Source organism: Sphingobacterium endophyticum (assembly GCF_009733535.1).
Taxonomy (GTDB): Bacteria; Bacteroidota; Bacteroidia; order Sphingobacteriales; family Sphingobacteriaceae; genus Sphingobacterium; species Sphingobacterium endophyticum.
The window spans coordinates 133,672-152,202 of the sequence record NZ_SMMI01000008.1 but is presented as its reverse complement, the minus strand read 5'-3'; the positions used below and the strand labels follow the sequence as shown (position 1 = coordinate 152,202).

12 protein-coding genes are annotated in these 18,531 nt (G+C 37.2%); all 12 read left to right on the top strand.

Annotation, left to right across the window (positions count from 1 at the left end; all coding sequences use genetic code 11):
* Positions 1-5: 5 nt before the first annotated feature.
* The 12 genes from E0Y80_RS12030 (at position 6) to porK (ending at position 18,505) form a co-directional block, all read left to right on the top strand.
* On the top strand, positions 6-1,973 hold the full coding sequence (locus tag E0Y80_RS12030; protein WP_197091576.1) for a RagB/SusD family nutrient uptake outer membrane protein: 1,968 nt from the start codon (positions 6-8) through the stop codon (positions 1,971-1,973).
* A gap of 15 nt (positions 1,974-1,988) precedes the next feature.
* Entirely contained in the window at positions 1,989-2,471 is a 483-nt protein-coding gene (locus E0Y80_RS12025; RefSeq protein ID WP_156307917.1) for a DUF3823 domain-containing protein, read from the top strand.
* Positions 2,408-2,719: a DUF3823 domain-containing protein gene (locus E0Y80_RS12020; RefSeq protein WP_156307916.1), complete on the top strand. Its 312-nt coding sequence runs from the start codon at positions 2,408-2,410 to the stop codon at positions 2,717-2,719. The genes E0Y80_RS12025 and E0Y80_RS12020 overlap by 64 nt, the downstream gene beginning before the upstream one ends.
* Positions 2,720-2,771: 52 nt before the next feature.
* Positions 2,772-4,100 carry a glycoside hydrolase family 99 protein gene (locus E0Y80_RS12015; RefSeq protein WP_197091575.1) on the top strand — a complete coding sequence of 443 codons (1,329 nt, stop codon included), beginning with the start codon at positions 2,772-2,774 and terminating at the stop codon, positions 4,098-4,100.
* Between the two features lie 310 nt (positions 4,101-4,410).
* A complete protein-coding gene (locus tag E0Y80_RS12010; protein ID WP_156307915.1) occupies positions 4,411-7,563 on the top strand; it encodes a SusC/RagA family TonB-linked outer membrane protein in 3,153 nt (1,050 codons plus the stop codon).
* A gap of 11 nt (positions 7,564-7,574) precedes the next feature.
* Positions 7,575-9,020, top strand: a complete 1,446-nt coding sequence (locus E0Y80_RS12005) for a RagB/SusD family nutrient uptake outer membrane protein (protein WP_156307914.1) — start codon at positions 7,575-7,577, stop codon at positions 9,018-9,020.
* A gap of 4 nt (positions 9,021-9,024) precedes the next feature.
* Complete coding sequence (locus E0Y80_RS12000) at positions 9,025-9,714, top strand: fasciclin domain-containing protein (RefSeq protein WP_156307913.1); 690 nt, start codon at positions 9,025-9,027, stop codon at positions 9,712-9,714.
* A 2-nt stretch (positions 9,715-9,716) separates the two neighbouring features.
* Positions 9,717-10,715: a DUF5007 domain-containing protein gene (locus E0Y80_RS11995; protein ID WP_156307912.1), complete on the top strand. Its 999-nt coding sequence runs from the start codon at positions 9,717-9,719 to the stop codon at positions 10,713-10,715.
* Positions 10,716-11,049: 334 nt separating this feature from the next.
* Positions 11,050-14,211: a SusC/RagA family TonB-linked outer membrane protein gene (locus E0Y80_RS11990; protein WP_156307911.1), complete on the top strand. Its 3,162-nt coding sequence runs from the start codon at positions 11,050-11,052 to the stop codon at positions 14,209-14,211.
* A 21-nt stretch (positions 14,212-14,232) separates the two neighbouring features.
* The gene (locus E0Y80_RS11985) at positions 14,233-15,888 is read left to right on the top strand and encodes a RagB/SusD family nutrient uptake outer membrane protein (protein ID WP_156307910.1); all 1,656 of its coding nucleotides are present in this window, start codon (positions 14,233-14,235) and stop codon (positions 15,886-15,888) included.
* A 587-nt stretch (positions 15,889-16,475) separates the two neighbouring features.
* Complete coding sequence (locus E0Y80_RS11980) at positions 16,476-17,165, top strand: outer membrane beta-barrel protein (protein ID WP_156307909.1); 690 nt, start codon at positions 16,476-16,478, stop codon at positions 17,163-17,165.
* Positions 17,166-17,218: 53 nt separating this feature from the next.
* Positions 17,219-18,505, top strand: a complete 1,287-nt coding sequence (porK, locus tag E0Y80_RS11975) for a T9SS ring complex lipoprotein PorK/GldK (protein WP_156307908.1) — start codon at positions 17,219-17,221, stop codon at positions 18,503-18,505.
* Positions 18,506-18,531 lie beyond the last annotated feature (26 nt).

The following is an 18,531-nucleotide window of genomic DNA, read 5'->3' as shown; positions in this document are numbered from 1 at the left end:
ACATTATGAAAACTAATTTATCAAAAATATTGGCTGTCCTTCTCCTAGTTTTAGTAGGATCCTGTCGAAAAATGGATTTAGAACCATTAGGCGTATTGGACGAGAAGGCCTTATATGGAAATGAAGATGGCGCAAGAAAATTTGTTGCAGGTATCTATAGCCATCTTCCTATCGAAGATTTCGTCTATCATCCGGAAAGAGGATTCAGATGGGATAATTACTGGGTTAACTTTGAAAACATGGCTTCAATGTCCGGAGAAATGACAGGGCAGTTTTGGGGTGTTGCCGGAGCACAGGGATTTGGGTATTGGCCATATGACCGCATCAGAAATATCAATGGATTTATTGGCGGTCTGCCTAATTACAAGGAAAACTTTACAGAAGATGGATATAACAATATCCTGGGTGAGGCTCATTTCTTGAGAGCATTTTTTTACTTCTCCCTGGTGAAGCGATATGGTGGTATTCCAATCATCAAAGAGGTTCAGGATCCACAAGCTGAAAAGGAAACTTTATTGGTTTCAAGGGATAAGGAATCGGATGTCTATAAATTTATTCAGGAAGACTTGCAGTTTGCTGTAGATAATATGTCTCCTACATCGGAAAAAGGACGTGCAAACAAATACGTGGCAGCAGCATTGCTTTCTCGTGCAATGTTATATGCTGGAAGTATTGCGAAATATGGGTTTTATTCCAATTTGCAGGGGGATGCTGCGACAAAAGGCTATGCAGGAATTCCTAGACAGGAAGCAGAATGGTTCTTTCAAAAGGCCTATGATGCAGCAACCGTCGTGATCAACGGTCCGTATTCATTATACAATAAAAAACCAGAAGATAAAGAGCTGAACTATGTTGACCTTTTCTTGGACGAAAATAGCCCTGAGGATATCCTCATCAAGCAATATGATATCACAGCACCATATGGAACTCGTCTAAAACATAGTTACGATGCTACCTTATTGCCAAATCCAACATTTTCTAGTGACAGTGAATCTGGAGCATACCCAGTTTACAATGTTGTTGAACTATTTGGTGAACTTCCATTGAATGATGCAACAGGTACTCCAATCCGTTATACAGACCGCAAAGAGTTATATGCAGATGCAGAACCCCGCCTTCGCGGTTCAGTCTACTTCTCTGGTATGGAACTCCGAGATGGAGCAGAAAAAAGAGCTTTCGATATGTTGAGAGGATTGTACCTAAGCTATCCTGGTAAAGCTAGTGATGCTCAGATGGGGTCAACATCCGCTCCGATCAATAGAGAGTCCAACCGTATTCTTGCAGGACCTAAAAATACTCAGTACGATTATAAAGGTACCAAAATTGGAATTACTGGCGAACACGGTATGTGGAAAGATGGTCATGCGAACAATACAAGAACTGGTTTCTTCGTGCGTAAATACATCAATTATAAAATATCAACGAAAGAGGTAAAATTATATAACAGCACACAACCATGGAAGGTTATCCGTCTTGCAGAAATCCTTCTGAACAAAGCGGAAGCCGCTTATGAGTTAGGATTGTTGAAATCTAACGAATCTCTAAAAACAGAAGCTTTCACTTATATCGCTAAGGTTCGCGACCGTGCCGGTGCTAAGACTTATGTGTATAATCCAACTGCAGCAAACATTACAAAATATGGATATCCTATCGATGGAAACCTACAGTTTATTCGTGAGGAAAGAGAAAGAGAACTATGTTTTGAAAACCATCATTGGTGGGATATCAGAAGATGGAGAACTGCGGATGTGGAATTGAATAACTTCGTTCCAAACTCCCTGATGCCTTATTTGGTCCTTGATGAAATCAAGTATAAACCAAATGGTGAACGTATTAACTCTTATATATTCATTTGTGAAAGAGAGCCTTGGAACAAGACTTTTAATTTTGAGAAGAAATGGTATTACGAACCTCTTCCAGGCGGAGAATTGAATAAGAATCCAAATCTATATCCTCAAAACCCAATTTATTAATCTAATAAACTGAAAATGAAAAAGATATTTATATTATTTGCCTTGATACCAACTATCTGGTTAAGCTCATGTGCCGATATAGACAATTTTGATGCTCCTGATGCTACACTATCTGGAAATGTGATAGACAAGACCTCGAATAGTCCATTTCTAACTGGACCTGGGGAATTTGCGATCCGCCTACTTGAGACCAGCTATGGTGAAAATCCAGCTCCTCAAGACTTACCAGTGAAACAAGATGGATCATTCATCAATAATAAGCTGTTCTCAGCGACATTTTCCCTACAGCCTTATGCAGGTGCATTTTGGCCAGCAGATATTGTAACTGACTTTAAATTGAACGGATCTGGAACACAGGATTTTCAGGTAACTCCTTACCTTAAAATTAAAAACGCAAAGTTTGTGCTTAAAGAAGGCGCTAAAATGGATGTTTCCTGTACACTGGAAGCTCCCATTACCCAAGGCATCCTCAAGTTATTGAGGTCAGACCTTTCTTAAGCCTTACGCCGTATTGTGGCGCCGGAAATAGAATTGATGCTTACTATAAAGATGAGTTTAGGGTATTGATCAATAAGAATTGGGATGAAATTGGCAATATGAATACTGGAATTGGAAATGAAACGTATATTATTAAGGATCTTCAACTTAAATCCGGATATACCTATTATTTCAGAATGGGAGCCAAAGTCAGAGATACTTTTGAAAAATTTAATTATTCTGAAGTAGTTGAAATCAAAGTGCCGTAATAATTAAAAAAGTAAGCTAACATATTTATAAACTTTAACTATGATTTTAGACATGAAACGAATTCATTTAATTGTACTATCCTTAATGCTGGGCTTACTTACAGCATGTTCAAAAACAACTGGAAATCAAGACAATGGCAAGACTGATGAGCCCGACCCTGTTGAGAATCCCGATGGATATGATACTTCTGGCTTAGTCTATCCTAAATATGAGGGTCTTGTGATGGCGGGCTACCAAGGATGGTTCAACGCCGAAGGAGATGGCGCAAATAGAGGTTGGTACCATTATCAAGGGGCTAACAATAGATTTGAACCAGGTTATACCAAGGTGGACTTTTGGCCGGATATGACCGAATACAGCAAGAAATACAAGTCTCCATTTAAATTTGCCGATGGTTCAGATGCCTACCTTTTCAGTTCCTATGATGAAGAAACCATTGACCGTCATTTTAAATGGATGAAGGAATATGGAATTGATGGAGTCCACATGCAGCGATTTTTAGGGGAGGTTAAACCAAGCAATCCTTCCGGAAAAGCTCATTTCAACAAAGTGCTAACCAGCGCTTTAAAAGCAGCTAAAAAATATGGCCGGGCTATAAGTATCATGTATGACCTTAGTGGTTCTTCACCGGAGGACTTTGCTGCATTGGAACAGGATTGGAAGGAACTTGTTGAAACGCATAAACTGTATGATAAGGCCGCAAATCCTACATATTTATGGCATAATGGAAAGCCGCTGATGACCCTTTGGGGAGTGGGTTTTGATGATGGCAGAAAATATAAGACTCAAGATGTTGATAAATTGGTGGATAAATTGAAATCGGGTGATAAAAAAGTATCTATAATGCTAGGTATTCCATACTATTGGAGGACCCTGGATAGAGATACCGAGAATAATACGGCATTACATACTTTAATCAAAAAGGTGGATATTATTATGCCTTGGGCTGTTGGAAGGTACAATATCAATGATTTTAACCCCAATATAGTTAGGGAGGACATGCAGTGGGCATCACAGAATAAAGTGGATTATGTTCCTTTGGTATTTCCTGGATTCAGCTGGGGAAATCTCCAAAATAACCCTGAAATCTACCATGCTATTCCACGGCTAAAAGGCGATTTTATCTGGAAGCAGATGTCCAATGCCATTAGCGCTGGCGCTATGTCCTTATACGTTGCTATGTTCGACGAAATTGATGAAGGTACCGCAATTTTTAAAAGTGCAAGAGAAAAAGATACCCCTTTAAATGGTGACCGTTTAAAGTTTGTCGGTATTGAAAATGATCTTCCGACCGATCATTACTTATGGCTTTGTGGTGAATCTGCAAAGTGGATCAAAGGGGGAACTGGGTATACAAGTCAAAGACCTGTAAGACCTTAATTTTTGTGTATGGCTGATTTGTTTTAGTTATATTATAGTGGTTGGAAAGCGAGCTTTATGCTCGCTTTTCTTTTTATCCCTTTTTCCCAAAATCATTCTATTTATCAACAAATATGTATCTGGAGTATATTATTTTATCCTTTATTAAAAAATTGTGCAAACGTTTGCCTGAAAATTGCGCAATCGGTTGAATTGTGCATTTAGTTAAGAAATGTTAAATTTAGGCTAAGTGGATGCATATGCAACCTTTTTGTTTGAGGATTCCTTCTCAATATATTTGCTTCAATATAAAACCAAATTTCCCTTTATTATGATGAGACATCTACTGACTATTATTGGGTTCGTATTCTTCACTTCAAGTGTGTTTGCACAAACAAATACAATCACAGGAAAAGTGACGAAAGATGATGGTACTCCTCTTCAAAGTATGACAATTACAGAGAAAGGTACTGACAATAGAACTCAGACAGATTCGCAAGGAAGTTTTACTCTAAATCTTAGAAGTTTACCCTCAGCGATTGTCACAACAGGTATCGGTTATAAGAGAACCGAAACTCCAATCCAAAACTTAAACCCAGTTACCATCAGCATGCAAGAAGACGGTGCCGTCGTTGATGAGGTAATCGTGGTTGGTTATCAAAAACAATCTCAGAAAAAAACTACTAGTGCCGTGCAGGTGATTTCTGGAAAGGAAATCGAGAATATGGCTGCGCCAAGTTTTGAGAGTTTATTGCAGGGTCGTGTATCTGGGGTAAACATCCAAAACTTTACGGGTGAACCCGGTGCTAGAAATACGTTTACCATTCGTGGTAACTCCACCATTTCTCCCGACTTAAATGCGGAAATTGACTTGGCAAATACCATGAGTACGCCATTGTATATTATTGACGGTATGCCTATGTCAGTGACAGATTTAGCTTCTTCATCTGCTACGGGTACGAACTACATTGCCGGAATCAACATCAATGACATCGAAAGCATCGTCGTGCAAAAAGATGCTTCTGCGACCGCAGTATGGGGTTCCCGTGGTGCTAATGGTGTAGTAACAATCACTACAAAAACAGGTAAATCTGGTAAACCGCAAATTCGCGTTTCCTACTACAAAGGATTGACTCAACGTCCCGAACTTCAAAACACGCTCCTTGGTGCAACTGAAAGAAGAACTAAATTGGATATCCTACAACAATATGCAAACCACAATCAGTGGGCAACTCTTCCTCAGGCACTAACAGACAGTTTGAACAATAGCTATAACAATGCTACCGATTGGCAGGATTTATTCTATCAAGCTGGTAATATTGACAATATGGACGGAAGTATTGCCGGTGGTACCGATATTGTAAATTACAGACTTTCATTGGGCTATTACAATGAAGATGGTATCGTTCGCCAAACCGGATTCAAAAGGTATTCACTACGTGGAAACTTTAGTTTCAACCTTGCTAAATTCCTGAAATCTGACTTCACTTTTTCTGCCTCAAGAATGGATAGAAAAAGAGGCCTGGGCAAAGGAATTAACAACGTGGTGCCTATCGATGCGGGTAGCATGCCCTCATCATTTGTAGCCCTTTCCGATTTGGATTATGAATTCTATATGGGACAGTATGACAAGATTATGGACGATAACCAAACCGATATCTTGAATATGTTCTCTAAAACCTATGTGGATATCCTACCTGGACTGCAATATTCCCTAGAAGCTTCAGTACAGGCCAATTTTGATACCAGAGATCAGTTTCAGCCAAGAGAAATTACCAGAGGATGGAACTTTGCGCAATCCAATAAAAACAATGCCTATATCTATAATATCGCAAACGTTTTGAACTATAATAAAAAGTTCAATGATGCGCATGGTATTACGGTAACTGCAATGCAATCATTCCAATACGATGATTATAGATCAACTTATTTATATGGTGAAAACCTACCTACGGATGATATTCACGTAGTTCAAGGTGTGAATCAAAAAAATCTCTATGGAAACAGCAATATCAGAAAGTCTGGGCTGGTATCTTATTTAGGTCAATTCTCATATGACTATAAAGAGAAATATATCTTTAATGCATCATTTAGAGCAGATGCATCATCACGCTTTGGTAAAAACACCAAATGGGGTAATTTCCCGGCACTTTCCCTTGCATGGGTTGCTTCCGATGAAAATTTCCTTAAAGAAGTTTCTTGGTTAAATTTCTTGAAATTCAGAGGTAGCTGGGGTCTTTCAGGTACTCTCCCACAAGATTTCTACGCACCTTTCAATGTTTGGGACCTACCTACTATTACTTATGATGGTGAAGGAGGGGCAACCCCATCTTATACAAAGCCATTAACCTTGCCAAACTTAACATGGAATAAATCTGAACAAACCAATATTGGTTTTGATTTAAGAATGTTCAACGATAGAATTACTTTGACAGTGGATGGATATAGAAAAATTACCAGAGATCCGATTATGTCATTCCCATTCCAATTCTATACAGGTTATACAAGACTCTCATATAACGTTCCAATGACCATTTACAATGAAGGTGTGGATATTACCCTTGCTACAAGAAACATGGGTAAGTCAAATCCTTTCCAATGGAATTCGAACCTGAATTTAACATTCAATAAAAATAGAATCGGATCATTACCATTCGGTAATAAAGCATTCTATTCTAGTTCATATAACTATAATCAACAAATGCTTTATAAGGTTGGAAGCCCAATCTACCGTTGGGGACAGATAATTAACCAAGGAGTATATAACCATCAGGATGCAATCCCAGTAGATCCAATTACTGGAAAGGTATTAACCTATTTCAAAGGCAATACAGTTGTTAAACCTGGTTTTCCACAATGGCTGGATGTAAATGCAGATGGGGATGTATGGGATAATTCTGACAGAGGTGCTGCAGATGGTGACTTGGTGCCAACTGGAGATCCTAATCCATTTTTGACTGGTGGTTTCTACAATGAGTTCAGTTATAAGAACTTCACTTTAGGTGTGTTAAGCACTTTTGTTTTCGGAAGAGATATTATCAATAACTTGAAAAGTGGCCAATACAATGGAATTATGGGTAATGCCTATAAATTTGCTAATACAAGACTACCAGACTTGGAAGGTGTTGATTACTGGACTCCAGAAAAAGCGCAGGATCCAAATTACCAAGCTGGTTTTCCTTCCATTAATCCTTATCAATCGTATTACTATCAGTTCTTGCCTTTCAGTACAATGTTTAATGAGAACGGTAACTTCTTTAAAATTAAAACAATTACGGTTGGATATAATCTACCTCAGGAGTTTATCAATAGCTTCAGACTAGGCCTTAAAAACGTAAGGTTCTATGGAATGCTTGATAACATCTTCACTGTTCAGGCTTCTACTGTGCCAGACGCAGAGCTAGTTACCCCTCAGGGTGAATACAATGGTGGAGCTTATCCATTACCTAAGAAATATACATTGGGTGTAGAAATTAATTTTTAATACAGAGCACAATGAAATTAAATTATATAAAAAGAGCTTGTTGCTACCTATTGGTATTGGCCAGCTTAAGTTCATGTCAAAAATATATCAATCTTGAACCAGAAAACAGCACCTATGATGAAGTTTTTTGGAAAGATGCCAACAATATTTCCAAGGCTACAACTGGAGGCTATCTTTTGCTTAGGAATGCCCTAAGAAATGAACGTTCCTATTTTATCTTTGGTGATGTTGCCGCTGGAAATTTCGCGGTTGGTCCTGACCATTGGAATATGACAGATTTTAGTAAGGCTGGAAACTTTTATTTCAATTACGCGGCCTATTTAGAAGGAGCTCTTTGGAACTGGACCAGGTTCTATGAAATCATCAACCAAGCAAATAGAATCATTGAAAATACTCCATTAATTCCAGCTGAGAATTTTGAAGATGGAGAGGCACAAAAAAACTCATTAATTGCGGAAGCTCGCTTTACACGTGCATTTGTAAATTTCTATATGCAGCGAGTTTGGGGTGATATCCTTTTAGTGAAACAGAGTTATAACGACCCGCAGAATATTCCGCCAATTGCTAGATCTCCACAAAAAGAAACCATTGACTTCTGTATTGAAGATTTAGAATTTGCAATTGATCATTTAATCACAACTAAAAAGACTATTGCAAATAAAGGCGCTGCCCAGGCTCTTTTAGCACATGTATATGCTTGGTCTCACGATTATGTGAATGCTGAAAAATATGCAAATGAGGTAATTAATGCAGGATATAGTTTAGAATCCACTGCTGATTATCGTAAAATCTGGCTAGGCAACTCTAAAGAATCCATCTTTGAAATCTATATGCAATTTGATACAAAAGATGGCGAAAATGATGCTAATTTTTATAACATCTTCTTGGCGGATCCTGTTGTTAAAGGTAAAGGTGTAAATAGTGCTTGGAGGTTAGACCAACAGGTTTTAGAGGAATACTTTAATGAAGATGAAGCTCGTTTTGATTCGGTCTTCAGAAAGGGAGATGGTTCTAATCTATTTTTCTTAAGAAAATATGATAACGTTAATTATTACCAACTACCAACAACAAATTATACAATCAACAATAATTTGGTGATTTTCAGACTGGCTGATATGTACCTGTTAAGAGCCGAAGCATACTATAAAAATGGTAAAACACAATTGGCGTTGGATGATTTAAACCGTATTCGTGAAAGAGCTGGGTTGGAAAAATTAAATGCTTCTGGTGATAATTTATTTACTGAAATCTTTAAAGAAAGAAGAAGAGAATTAATTGGGGAGGGTTCTACTCAATTTGATGTGATTCGAATGGGTTTCCTGAACAAATTGGAATTCTCAGATTATTATACCGAATCTAGAATTGAAAAACAAGGTTATTATTGGCCTTTGGATATGCGTGCTTTATTGCCTCAGGATGAATTATTAACTCAAAACCCTTGGTGGAAAAACAATTAAGATTATGAAATTTCAAAAAATATTTATCGGAATCTTGGGTTTAATTTTAACCACTTCTATCTTCTCCTGTAAAAATGATGACTATAGAATTGGTGGTGAACTCCACGACCCAAATGTGAAAATGTCTACCTATGACTTCTTGAAAAGTAATAAGTATGGCACATTTGATACTTTGATTTTGCTTATCGATAAAGCAGGACTTAAAGAAAAACTGAACCAGTCCAATCAAACTTTCTTTGCTCCAACGGACTATGCTATCAATAATTATATCCTAGCAAGAACACTAAAAATTCAAAGAGTAGATCCTTTTAAAAAATGGACATTGGATTCTATCTTGAAGTATGATATGGCAAGGTTTGCAGATTCATTGAATATTTACTTTGTAAATAAAAACATAGTAAATGATGATTTGAATAAGAACGGTACCATCTTTAAAAACTTAAAAAATAACGAGGTTGTAGTTTCCTATGAAGAAACAGAGAACACGGATATGGGTAATAACTCAAACTCTTCCTTGCGACCTAAGGTGGTATATTTTACGTATCTATATCAAAAATTAGATCCAAACTTTGATGTAACTCAAATTCAATATCCTGTTGGGATTAGAACTTTGGTTCAAACCTCTAATGTTCGTACAACAACTGGAGCTGTGCAAGTTCTAAATAATAACCACACATTATTTTACTTCAGATAATTATGAAAAAGACTCTTTTATATAGTTTGGGATTTATTCTTGCATTAGGTTTTGCCGGATGTAAAAAAATCCCTGACGGAAACTTAAGTAACATTATTCGTTATGAGGAGCTGCCTATTGAAATTCCTCAAGGTAGAGATTTTGTCTCTACTGCGATTAATCCTGAAGGTTCTACAAAACCTTTAAAAATTAAATTGTTAAATGTTTATGATAGAGAAACGGGTAAAGATGTTACCGATCTTTTTACTAAAACATATAAACATAAGGTTTGGACAGCACTGTATGATCCTAAGGTAGATACAACGATCGCTTTAATTGAAGCAAAACGTAAAGAGGTTGATATTACTCCTATTTCAATCAATCCTGCTTCTGGACAGATTGAAGCTAATTACACAACTGTTAATTTACCCCTTGGTAAATATAAGTTTGATTTAGAGATCGGTAACGCTGTTGAAACGAGAGTTTATAAGGGTGTTGGTGAGTTTGACCTTATTGATGCTCCATTCTTTGTGGTTGATGCGGTAAGATCAACGGTGGCAATGAAAGTTGGTGAGGAAACAAAAACGAAAACCATTCCTAGCAATGCCTCTCACCAGGTTACCAAGAGAATCTCAGAAACCGGTAATAAAATTATTGTAAGGTTCTTGGATCAGAACGGTAAACCGTTTAATCCTAAAGCGGGTGAACTGGCGAGAAGACCTAACTCAGGTAACCAAGGTGGATTTTTGCAAACAATGCAAGATTATGCTTTAGATACACATCTGTTTGATGATCGAATGGAATTTGATTTTGGTGTGGTTCCTTTCCCATTAAATTCTTTAGGGAATGGGTTTAACTACTATTATCGTATTCCTGCTCCCTATGTGGAGTTCGACCCTAGCCTAGAGCTTCCTTACAATACCTACTCTTGTAATGCAAGATTTAATGTAAGAGTGTTTGCTCCAGGTACTTACCAAGTGGATGTTATAGTCCCTTTAGTAACAAGAGTTCCAAAAAAGTAAATGGTAATTAGATAAATAAAAACAGAGTTTTAAGGCGGTCAATTCTTTTGACCGCCTTTTTTCTTGTTTATAACCCTTGATTTTAATAAAAACAAATTCTTTAACAGGTCAATTATTTTATAACCATTTGCTTTACACCTTTTTAGTTGATGTTTAAACATTCAAACTGATTGTCAACTGATATTTAAATTATCTAATAATTAATATTTTATCTATGACAAAGCAATCGTTTGCATAATCTACGCAATCGATTTCGTTTTATTAACATTCGCGCAACATTAATTTAATAATTATTTTAAACGAATCTAATCCATTAAACAATAGATAATTTATAATGAAAAAAAGGTTTACTAAGCAATTATTAGTAAACAAAACTTACCCATTAGCTGCAGCTCTTATGCTTGGAATTACTCTGCCAAGTTTCAGCTTTGCGAATACCGCTAAAACGAATGTAAGTTCTTTGTTTGCTCAAAACCAGGAAACGGTCACTGGAACTGTGTCTGATGAAAATGGACCTCTTCCTGGAGCTACTGTTTCTGTTAAAGGCAATTCAAAAGTAGCTACCTCTACTGATGAAAATGGCCGTTTTTCCATCCAAGTACCATTAGGTGAAACATTGGTTTTCACCGCTATCGGTTACGCTTCTCAAGAAAAGGTTGTAGAATCTAACACCTTAAATGTTAGTCTTTCCTCTTCCAATCAAGATATTGATGAAGTGGTAGTCGTTGCCTTCGGTACACAAAAGAAAGTGAATTTAACAGGATCCGTTGCATCTATTACGCCGAAACAATTAGCAGAGAGACCTGTTACATCCTTACAAAATGCTTTGCAAGGGGTTTCACCCGGAATTACCGTAATTAGTAGACCGGTTGCTCCTAAAAAGGGAAACAATGCCACAATTACTGTGCGTGGTCGTTCTAACTTAGGATCTCCAAGTCCAATGTATATTATTGATGGTATACCAGCCTCAGGTGCAGAATTTGCAGCAATCAGCCCTGCTGATATCAGCAGTATGTCTGTCCTGAAAGATGCTGCCTCAGCATCACTTTATGGTTCTAGAGCAGCGAATGGTGTCATATTAGTTACGACCAAAAGAGGTGGAGGTGACCGTGCAATTATCGGTTTCTCAGCAAATCAAGGCTGGCAAAGCACAACTTTCCTCCCTAATTTCGCAAACTCTCTGGAGTATATCGAGCTTTACAACCGTGCAATGAAAAATGCCGGAAAGCAAACTACTTTTACCGAAGATATCATTGAAAAATATAGGTCAGGTTCGGATTTGGATAGGTATCCCAATACAAATTGGTTCGATGAAATCATCGATCAAGCTGCCCCGCAAAGAGACATTAGCTTAAATGTAAATGCTCCGGGAAAACTTGCCAATTATTACTTAGGACTTAATTACTTCGATCAGAACTCTATCGTTCCGGGAATGAAACAAGATCGTATCAATATTAAATTGAATACGCAAAGCGATGTGATTGAAAACCTCTTGAAAATTGGAACAAACATCTCCTTCTTAAAACAAGATTATGATCGTACAGGTGGCGAGATCAGTTGGGTAGAAATGGGAAGGGCATTGCCTCTAACGGTCATGAGACAATCGAATGGTGATTATGGGACAATCTCTAATGGATCCACAAACGCTACCATTGCAAAAAACAATCAATTAAGAAATATTAATGAAGCTGGTCAGGGAAGAAATAGAGACAACTATTTGCAATTGGCTGGTAATGCTTCATTGACTCCTTTTGAAGGATTCTCACTAGATGGGTTAGTCTCTTTGAAATATACAAATACCAACAGCTGGGATTTCATCAATAGATTGGACCCGTTGAATGATTTCTTAACCGGCCAACCGTTGGCTTCTACCGCTGTTCCCATCAATGAATTGAAGGAATATTGGGGTAAGCGCGAAGAGTTGTTGTTGCAGGCAACAGCAAACTATGAACGTAGATTTGATGATCATTATGGAAAGATTACTGCCGGTGTTACACAGGAATCCAATACTTATCGTGAAGCTTTCTTAGGACGTAAAAACTTCGTGAATAACGATTTGGAAACTATCATCAACGGTTCATCTGCTCAAACTGATGTAAGCAGCGATGGAACAGGATTGGCAAATAGAACAATCCAAGATGAATGGGCTATCCGTTCATTCTTCGGACGCTTTAACTATAATTATAAGGAGAAATATCTATTCGAAGCGAATATGCGTATGGATTATTCCTCTCGTTTTGCCCCTGAAGTTCGTAGAGCGATTTTCCCTTCAATATCTGCTGGTTGGAGTATAGATAAAGAAGATTTCATGCAAAATGTAAATTGGATTGATGCCTTAAAACTTAGAGGATCTTGGGGTGCTTTGGGTAATCAGGATGCGGTTGCTATCGGAAATTACTTCAACTTAATCCGAATCAGTTCACTTTATAGCTTTGAAGGTGTACCTGTGGACGGTGCTTTGCAGACCGCTGCTGTAAATAGAGCGGCTCTTTGGGAAAAAGTTTATCAGTCAAACGTAGGTTTGGATGCAACCCTTTTCAATGGTAAAGTGAATTTAACTGCTGAATACTATATCAAGAATACGAAGGGAATCTTATTGCAACCAACTTTCTTGGCAACATCTGGCTGGGAAACTGCTGCGTACTTTAATCAAGGTGAAACTAAGAACAAGGGTATTGAAATCATGGCAACTTACAATGGAAATGTTGGCGATGAATTCAAATATTCAATCTCTGGAAATATCTCTAAAATCAATAATGAAATCATTAACCTGGGAACTGGAAGAAATGAAATCGTGAGTGGATATTACATTAACAGAGTAGGTGGTTCTGTAGGAGATTATTATGGATATAAATCAGATGGTTTGTTTACTTCTCAAGAAGAAATCGATAATCACCCTAGTCAGAAAAGTATCGCCGGAAATTCTAAAGTTGGGGATATTAAATATGTCGATGTAAATGGCGATGGAGTATTAGACCCTCAAGATAGAACGATTCTTGGAAATGATGTGCCTTGGTTTAACTATGGTTTTGCAGTGAATGCTTCATATAAAGGATTTGACCTAAACGTATTGACTTACGGTGTTGGAGGCGTTAAAACCTATTTCGAACAAGAAGCAGCGCATCCATTCTTCAATGGTGGTAATATCAAAAAAGAATGGCTAGAAGGTTGGACAGAAGAAAACAACAGTGCCAATGCTCCTTTCCCTCGTATTACATTAACAGGTGATGCTCAACAAAACTACATTACTTCTGATTTCTGGTTGTTCAGCGGTAACTATTTCCGTATTAGAGCAATTACATTAGGATATACTTTTGACAAGCAACTTATCGAAAAAGTGAAAATGTCTAATCTAAGAGTATTCGCTTCTTCAAATAATCCTTTCACTTTTATGGCTGATAAGAGATTATCTGATTATGATCCAGAAACTGGATCTGGAAGAGCTAGCTTCTTAGGAGTTAAGACTTTCTCGATCGGTATCAACGCTAATTTTTAACGAGCAATTATTAAAGTAAAAATGAAAAAATTATTATATATCGGTCTTTTTGCTGCTGTATCCCTTACCTCATGTAAGGACGAGTTCTTGGATAGAATTCCATTGAACTCGGTATCGGAAGAGACCTTTTGGAAAACTGAAAATGATGTCTACCTAGCCGTAAATGGTATCTATGCAACACTTCCGGGTGAAGGGATTATTTATGAGGATGGTGCATCTGACATTTCTTTTGCGCAATATCCTTGGGAAAGTACGGCAACGGCCGTTTCTTCTGGAATTGTTAGTACTTCTTTAAATGCTGGGTGGAATTATGAAACCATTCGCAAAACCAACTATTTCTTAGAAAACGTCGATAAGGCAAATATGGACGATGCACTGAAAAATAGATTCAAAGCCGAAGTTCGTTTTATGCGTGCTTACCAGTATTTTACAATGGCTAATAAATTTGCTGGCGTTCCCTTGATTACCAAAGTCCTTGGCTTTACAGAAGAAGAATTAAATGTACCCCGTTCTTCGAAAGAAGATATTTTGAATTTTGTCCTGAAAGAATTGGATGAGATTTCTAAAATCCTCCCGAATTCTTATGCTGGTGGTAAATCAAATGAAAAAGGTAGAATTACCAAAGGGGCTGCTTTAGCTCTAAAAGCTAGATTGCTCTTGTTTGAAGGAAAATATGCCGAGTCTGCAGCAGCAGCTCAGGAAGTTATGGGGCTTGGATATAAATTGTTCCAAACGACACAAGAGTCTGAAATTGATGCTAAAGATGACTATGCTAAATTCGTAGATTTTAAAGATGCTGCCGAACAGGCTAAATTTAGATCTGCATTAAGAAGCTATGAAGGGATTTTCCATCAAGCTAACGAAGGAAATGCAGAAGTGATTCTAGAAAGACAATATGTTGAGCAGGCGCAGCCAAATTACCTGAATACTTATCTATTAGAAGGTGCTGTTGGTGGATGGAGTTCTGTTACCCCTACACAAGATTTAGTGGATAGTTATCAAAGCTTTAAAAGCGGCGAAAAGGTTGCTGTGCCAACTCCTCAGGAAAGAGCCAAAAGATATGCAGAAGCTGATAAGTCTAGTTTTGTCCAAGAGTTCAAAAACAGAGATCCTAGATTCTATGCTTCCATTTTATTTGAAACTGCTCCTTGGAATGCCTTGACAATTGATGGTGGCTATAAATTTAAATGGGTTGACGGCGCTAGTAATATGTCTAAGGTAGGATATAACTTTAGAAAAATGGTGGATCCAAAAGCTAACCGTGATAATATTGACAACCATAGTAACATCATCCTTATCCGTTATGCAGAAGTGCTTTTAACCTATGCGGAAGCGAAAAATGAAGCTACTGGACCTGATGCAACAATCTATGCGGCATTGGATGAAATCCGTGAAAGAGCTGGAATGCCTAAATTAGATCGTAGTAAATATGCTTCTAAGGAAACATTACGTCAGGCAATCCGTCAGGAGCGTAAAGTAGAACTTGCTTTAGAAGGTGTGAGGTATATGGATATCCGTCGCTGGAAAACTGCACCAGAAGTCATGAAAAGCATCCAAAACGTCAAAGGATCTTTGGCTCAGGAACGTTTATGGGATAATAAATTATATTTAATGCCTGTTCCGCAAGCTCAAATTGATTTGGCTTATGGAGTGTTGACTCAAAATCCAGGTTATTAATAAAAATAAAATTTCAGTTTATAGCAGGCAATTTCATTGCCTGCTTTTTTTGTTTCCGTCCCATTCAATTTTGTTATTATTTCTATAAAATGATGAATCAAATCCTACTTAAAAGATAGAAATATGTCCAAACATCTATTCTTATAAAGATAGGTTACTAAACTTAGAAAAGATCTTTAAAATTCTTACGTTAATCAAGGCTCATAATTGTTGAATCTCAATAAAATTGAGGTATTTTTTATATTTTTTAATTGTCCTCTAATCTTTTCCGATTAGTGAAAAATATATCTTCATTAAAAAAATATAAAATTATTTTTTATCTTTTTTTAATCAATAATTTCTCTCCCAATTGTATAGTAACTCTTCGGATACCGCATTTTTTAATCATTTTATGAATATTTTTCAATGTCGAAACACCTTTAATAATTTTCACTAGGGGTGTTTTTGGTAAGATTCTTGTGACAAGAGAAACCGACGTTTTTTTACGACTTAATAAATTTGAGCCTATTATTTTATTGAACTTACAATAAAAGGGCTCAGAATTCGTCTAAATAATAATGTATTGTATGCTAACAAGAATTCTTAATATGAAAAAAACTATTTTTTCTTTACTATTATTTGCTGTTTGTGGTTTTAAATCAGCACAAGCTCAATTTTCACGTCCGCTTAGTGTTGGTGTAGGTGGAGGACCTACAATAAATCTGACCGATTTGGCTAATGTTGAAGCCAAATTTGCTGGTCATATTGATGTTGATGGATTAATTACTCCTTTCTTATCAGCCGGAATACATGCAGAGAAAGGTAGGCTGAGCGGGAATGGTTATGCCAGTACCTTTAAGAATGATTATTACGCATTTAATGCGAATGCGAAAGTGCGATTAGGCCAATTTATGAACCTTCCTGACAACTATAGCTATTATAATCTCCAATCTAGTACTTTCCATAAAATCCTTGCAAACGTCTATGTTGGTGCTGGTGCTGGTGTTATGAAAAACGACATCGAAAGCAGCGTGTCTACTAATTATGCTGATGCGGTCATTGCCAGTGGAGGTGAGATATCCACAGATTTAGATGGATGGCATTTTGTAGTGCCTATCAATGTTGGTGTTGATGTCCCTTTTGGAAGAGGATTATATGGACCGCAATGGGCAATCAATCTTAATTATCAACATACAATTACCACGAATGATAATCTAGATGCAGTGATTAACAGTAAAAAAGATCACTATGGATATATTTCACTTGGTGTTAAATATGCCTTGTTTCAAAGAAATTAATGCCTAAATCAATCATTACATATTCTATACTATAAAATTAAACAACGAAAAGTATGAAAAGAGTATTCCTAAATCGAATATATATTGCAGCATGCTTACTGTTCGCTTTGGCAATAGCAAGCTGTAACTCTTCCAATAATTTCTATAATGCTCCAAAAGTATCAGCCTTTAAAGGAGGGAAACTTCCAGCGCCCCCAGGAATGGTATATATTCCTTCTGGAACTATTTTATTCAAAGGTTCACTAGATAGTGGAAATGTTGGTAAGAACATCAGTTTGAGTGCTTTCTTTATCGACGAAACGGAAGTCACTAACAAGCAGTATCGTCAATTTGTCAATTGGGTTGCGGATTCTATTGCCGTAACTGATTACCTTCAGGACGATCAGTACTTTTTAGATATCGCTAGTGAAGATGGGGAAGGAAAAAGAATTAATTGGAAAAAAGTAAAAAGTGTATCGCCAATTTGGCGCAGTACCGATCCTTCAATTGCTGAGCGAATCGCTCCAATGATTGAAATGAAAGGATCTACGCGTGGTCTAAATCCAGAAGTTGTTAAATACAGATTTTCATACCTAAAGACCAAAGGTAATTTGAAAAAAGAATATGTTACCGATACGGTATCTGTATTGACAGCTGAAGATATCTGGTCCAAAGATTTCCCGAATGCACAATTGACATCATTGGATGCTAACTATTTTACGCATCAATCTTTCGACTATTATCCGGTAGTGGGAGTTTCATGGAGACAGGCTCGGGCATATTCTGATTGGAGAGGAAAGGAAATGATGGCCAACTTAATGAAGAATTCATATTTAAGCGGATATCAGTTAACCTTTAGTTTACCAACTGAAGCTCAGTGGCAATATGCTGCCGAAGGTAAAATAGATCCACGTGATACTATTGCAGGAACTAAATTGACCATAGATGGACAAGATGGCAAAGAAAAACTTGCCGTCAACTATAAACAAGGGGAAGGTACTTATTCTCGTGATGGTGCAACATTCACATTGCCTGTAAAATCATATACGCCTAATAAATTTGGTGTGTATAATATGGCTGGTAATGTTTCTGAATGGACTTTAGACGCTTATAGCCCTTCAGCTGTTGCCTTTGTCAATGACTTAAATCCAGTTTTATTATATGATGCGGATGTGAAAGACGCTGACGCGTTGAAAAGAAAAGTGGTACGTGGTGGGTCCTGGAAAGATAATGGTGAACAACTAAATAGTGAAACCAGAAATTATTCCGTGGACTATGAACCACATTCATATATAGGGTTCCGTTGTGTAATGTCAGCATTTGAATTGCCAACTATACAAAGTAAGACCCGAAAATATTAACAAGGATTTGTTTACGAACTAAAGAT

What these genes read in the sequence shown, in the direction of transcription:
- E0Y80_RS12030 (WP_197091576.1), top strand. Translation starts at nt 6, where the DNA reads ATGAAAACTAATTTATCAAAAATATTGGCTGTCCTTCTCCTAGTTTTA.
- E0Y80_RS12025 (WP_156307917.1), top strand. Translation starts at nt 1,989, where the DNA reads ATGAAAAAGATATTTATATTATTTGCCTTGATACCAACTATCTGGTTA.
- E0Y80_RS12015 (WP_197091575.1), top strand. Translation starts at nt 2,772, where the DNA reads ATGAAACGAATTCATTTAATTGTACTATCCTTAATGCTGGGCTTACTT.
- E0Y80_RS12010 (WP_156307915.1), top strand. Translation starts at nt 4,411, where the DNA reads ATGATGAGACATCTACTGACTATTATTGGGTTCGTATTCTTCACTTCA.
- E0Y80_RS12005 (WP_156307914.1), top strand. Translation starts at nt 7,575, where the DNA reads ATGAAATTAAATTATATAAAAAGAGCTTGTTGCTACCTATTGGTATTG.
- E0Y80_RS12000 (WP_156307913.1), top strand. Translation starts at nt 9,025, where the DNA reads ATGAAATTTCAAAAAATATTTATCGGAATCTTGGGTTTAATTTTAACC.
- E0Y80_RS11995 (WP_156307912.1), top strand. Translation starts at nt 9,717, where the DNA reads ATGAAAAAGACTCTTTTATATAGTTTGGGATTTATTCTTGCATTAGGT.
- E0Y80_RS11990 (WP_156307911.1), top strand. Translation starts at nt 11,050, where the DNA reads ATGAAAAAAAGGTTTACTAAGCAATTATTAGTAAACAAAACTTACCCA.
- E0Y80_RS11985 (WP_156307910.1), top strand. Translation starts at nt 14,233, where the DNA reads ATGAAAAAATTATTATATATCGGTCTTTTTGCTGCTGTATCCCTTACC.
- E0Y80_RS11980 (WP_156307909.1), top strand. Translation starts at nt 16,476, where the DNA reads ATGAAAAAAACTATTTTTTCTTTACTATTATTTGCTGTTTGTGGTTTT.
- porK (WP_156307908.1), top strand. Translation starts at nt 17,219, where the DNA reads ATGAAAAGAGTATTCCTAAATCGAATATATATTGCAGCATGCTTACTG.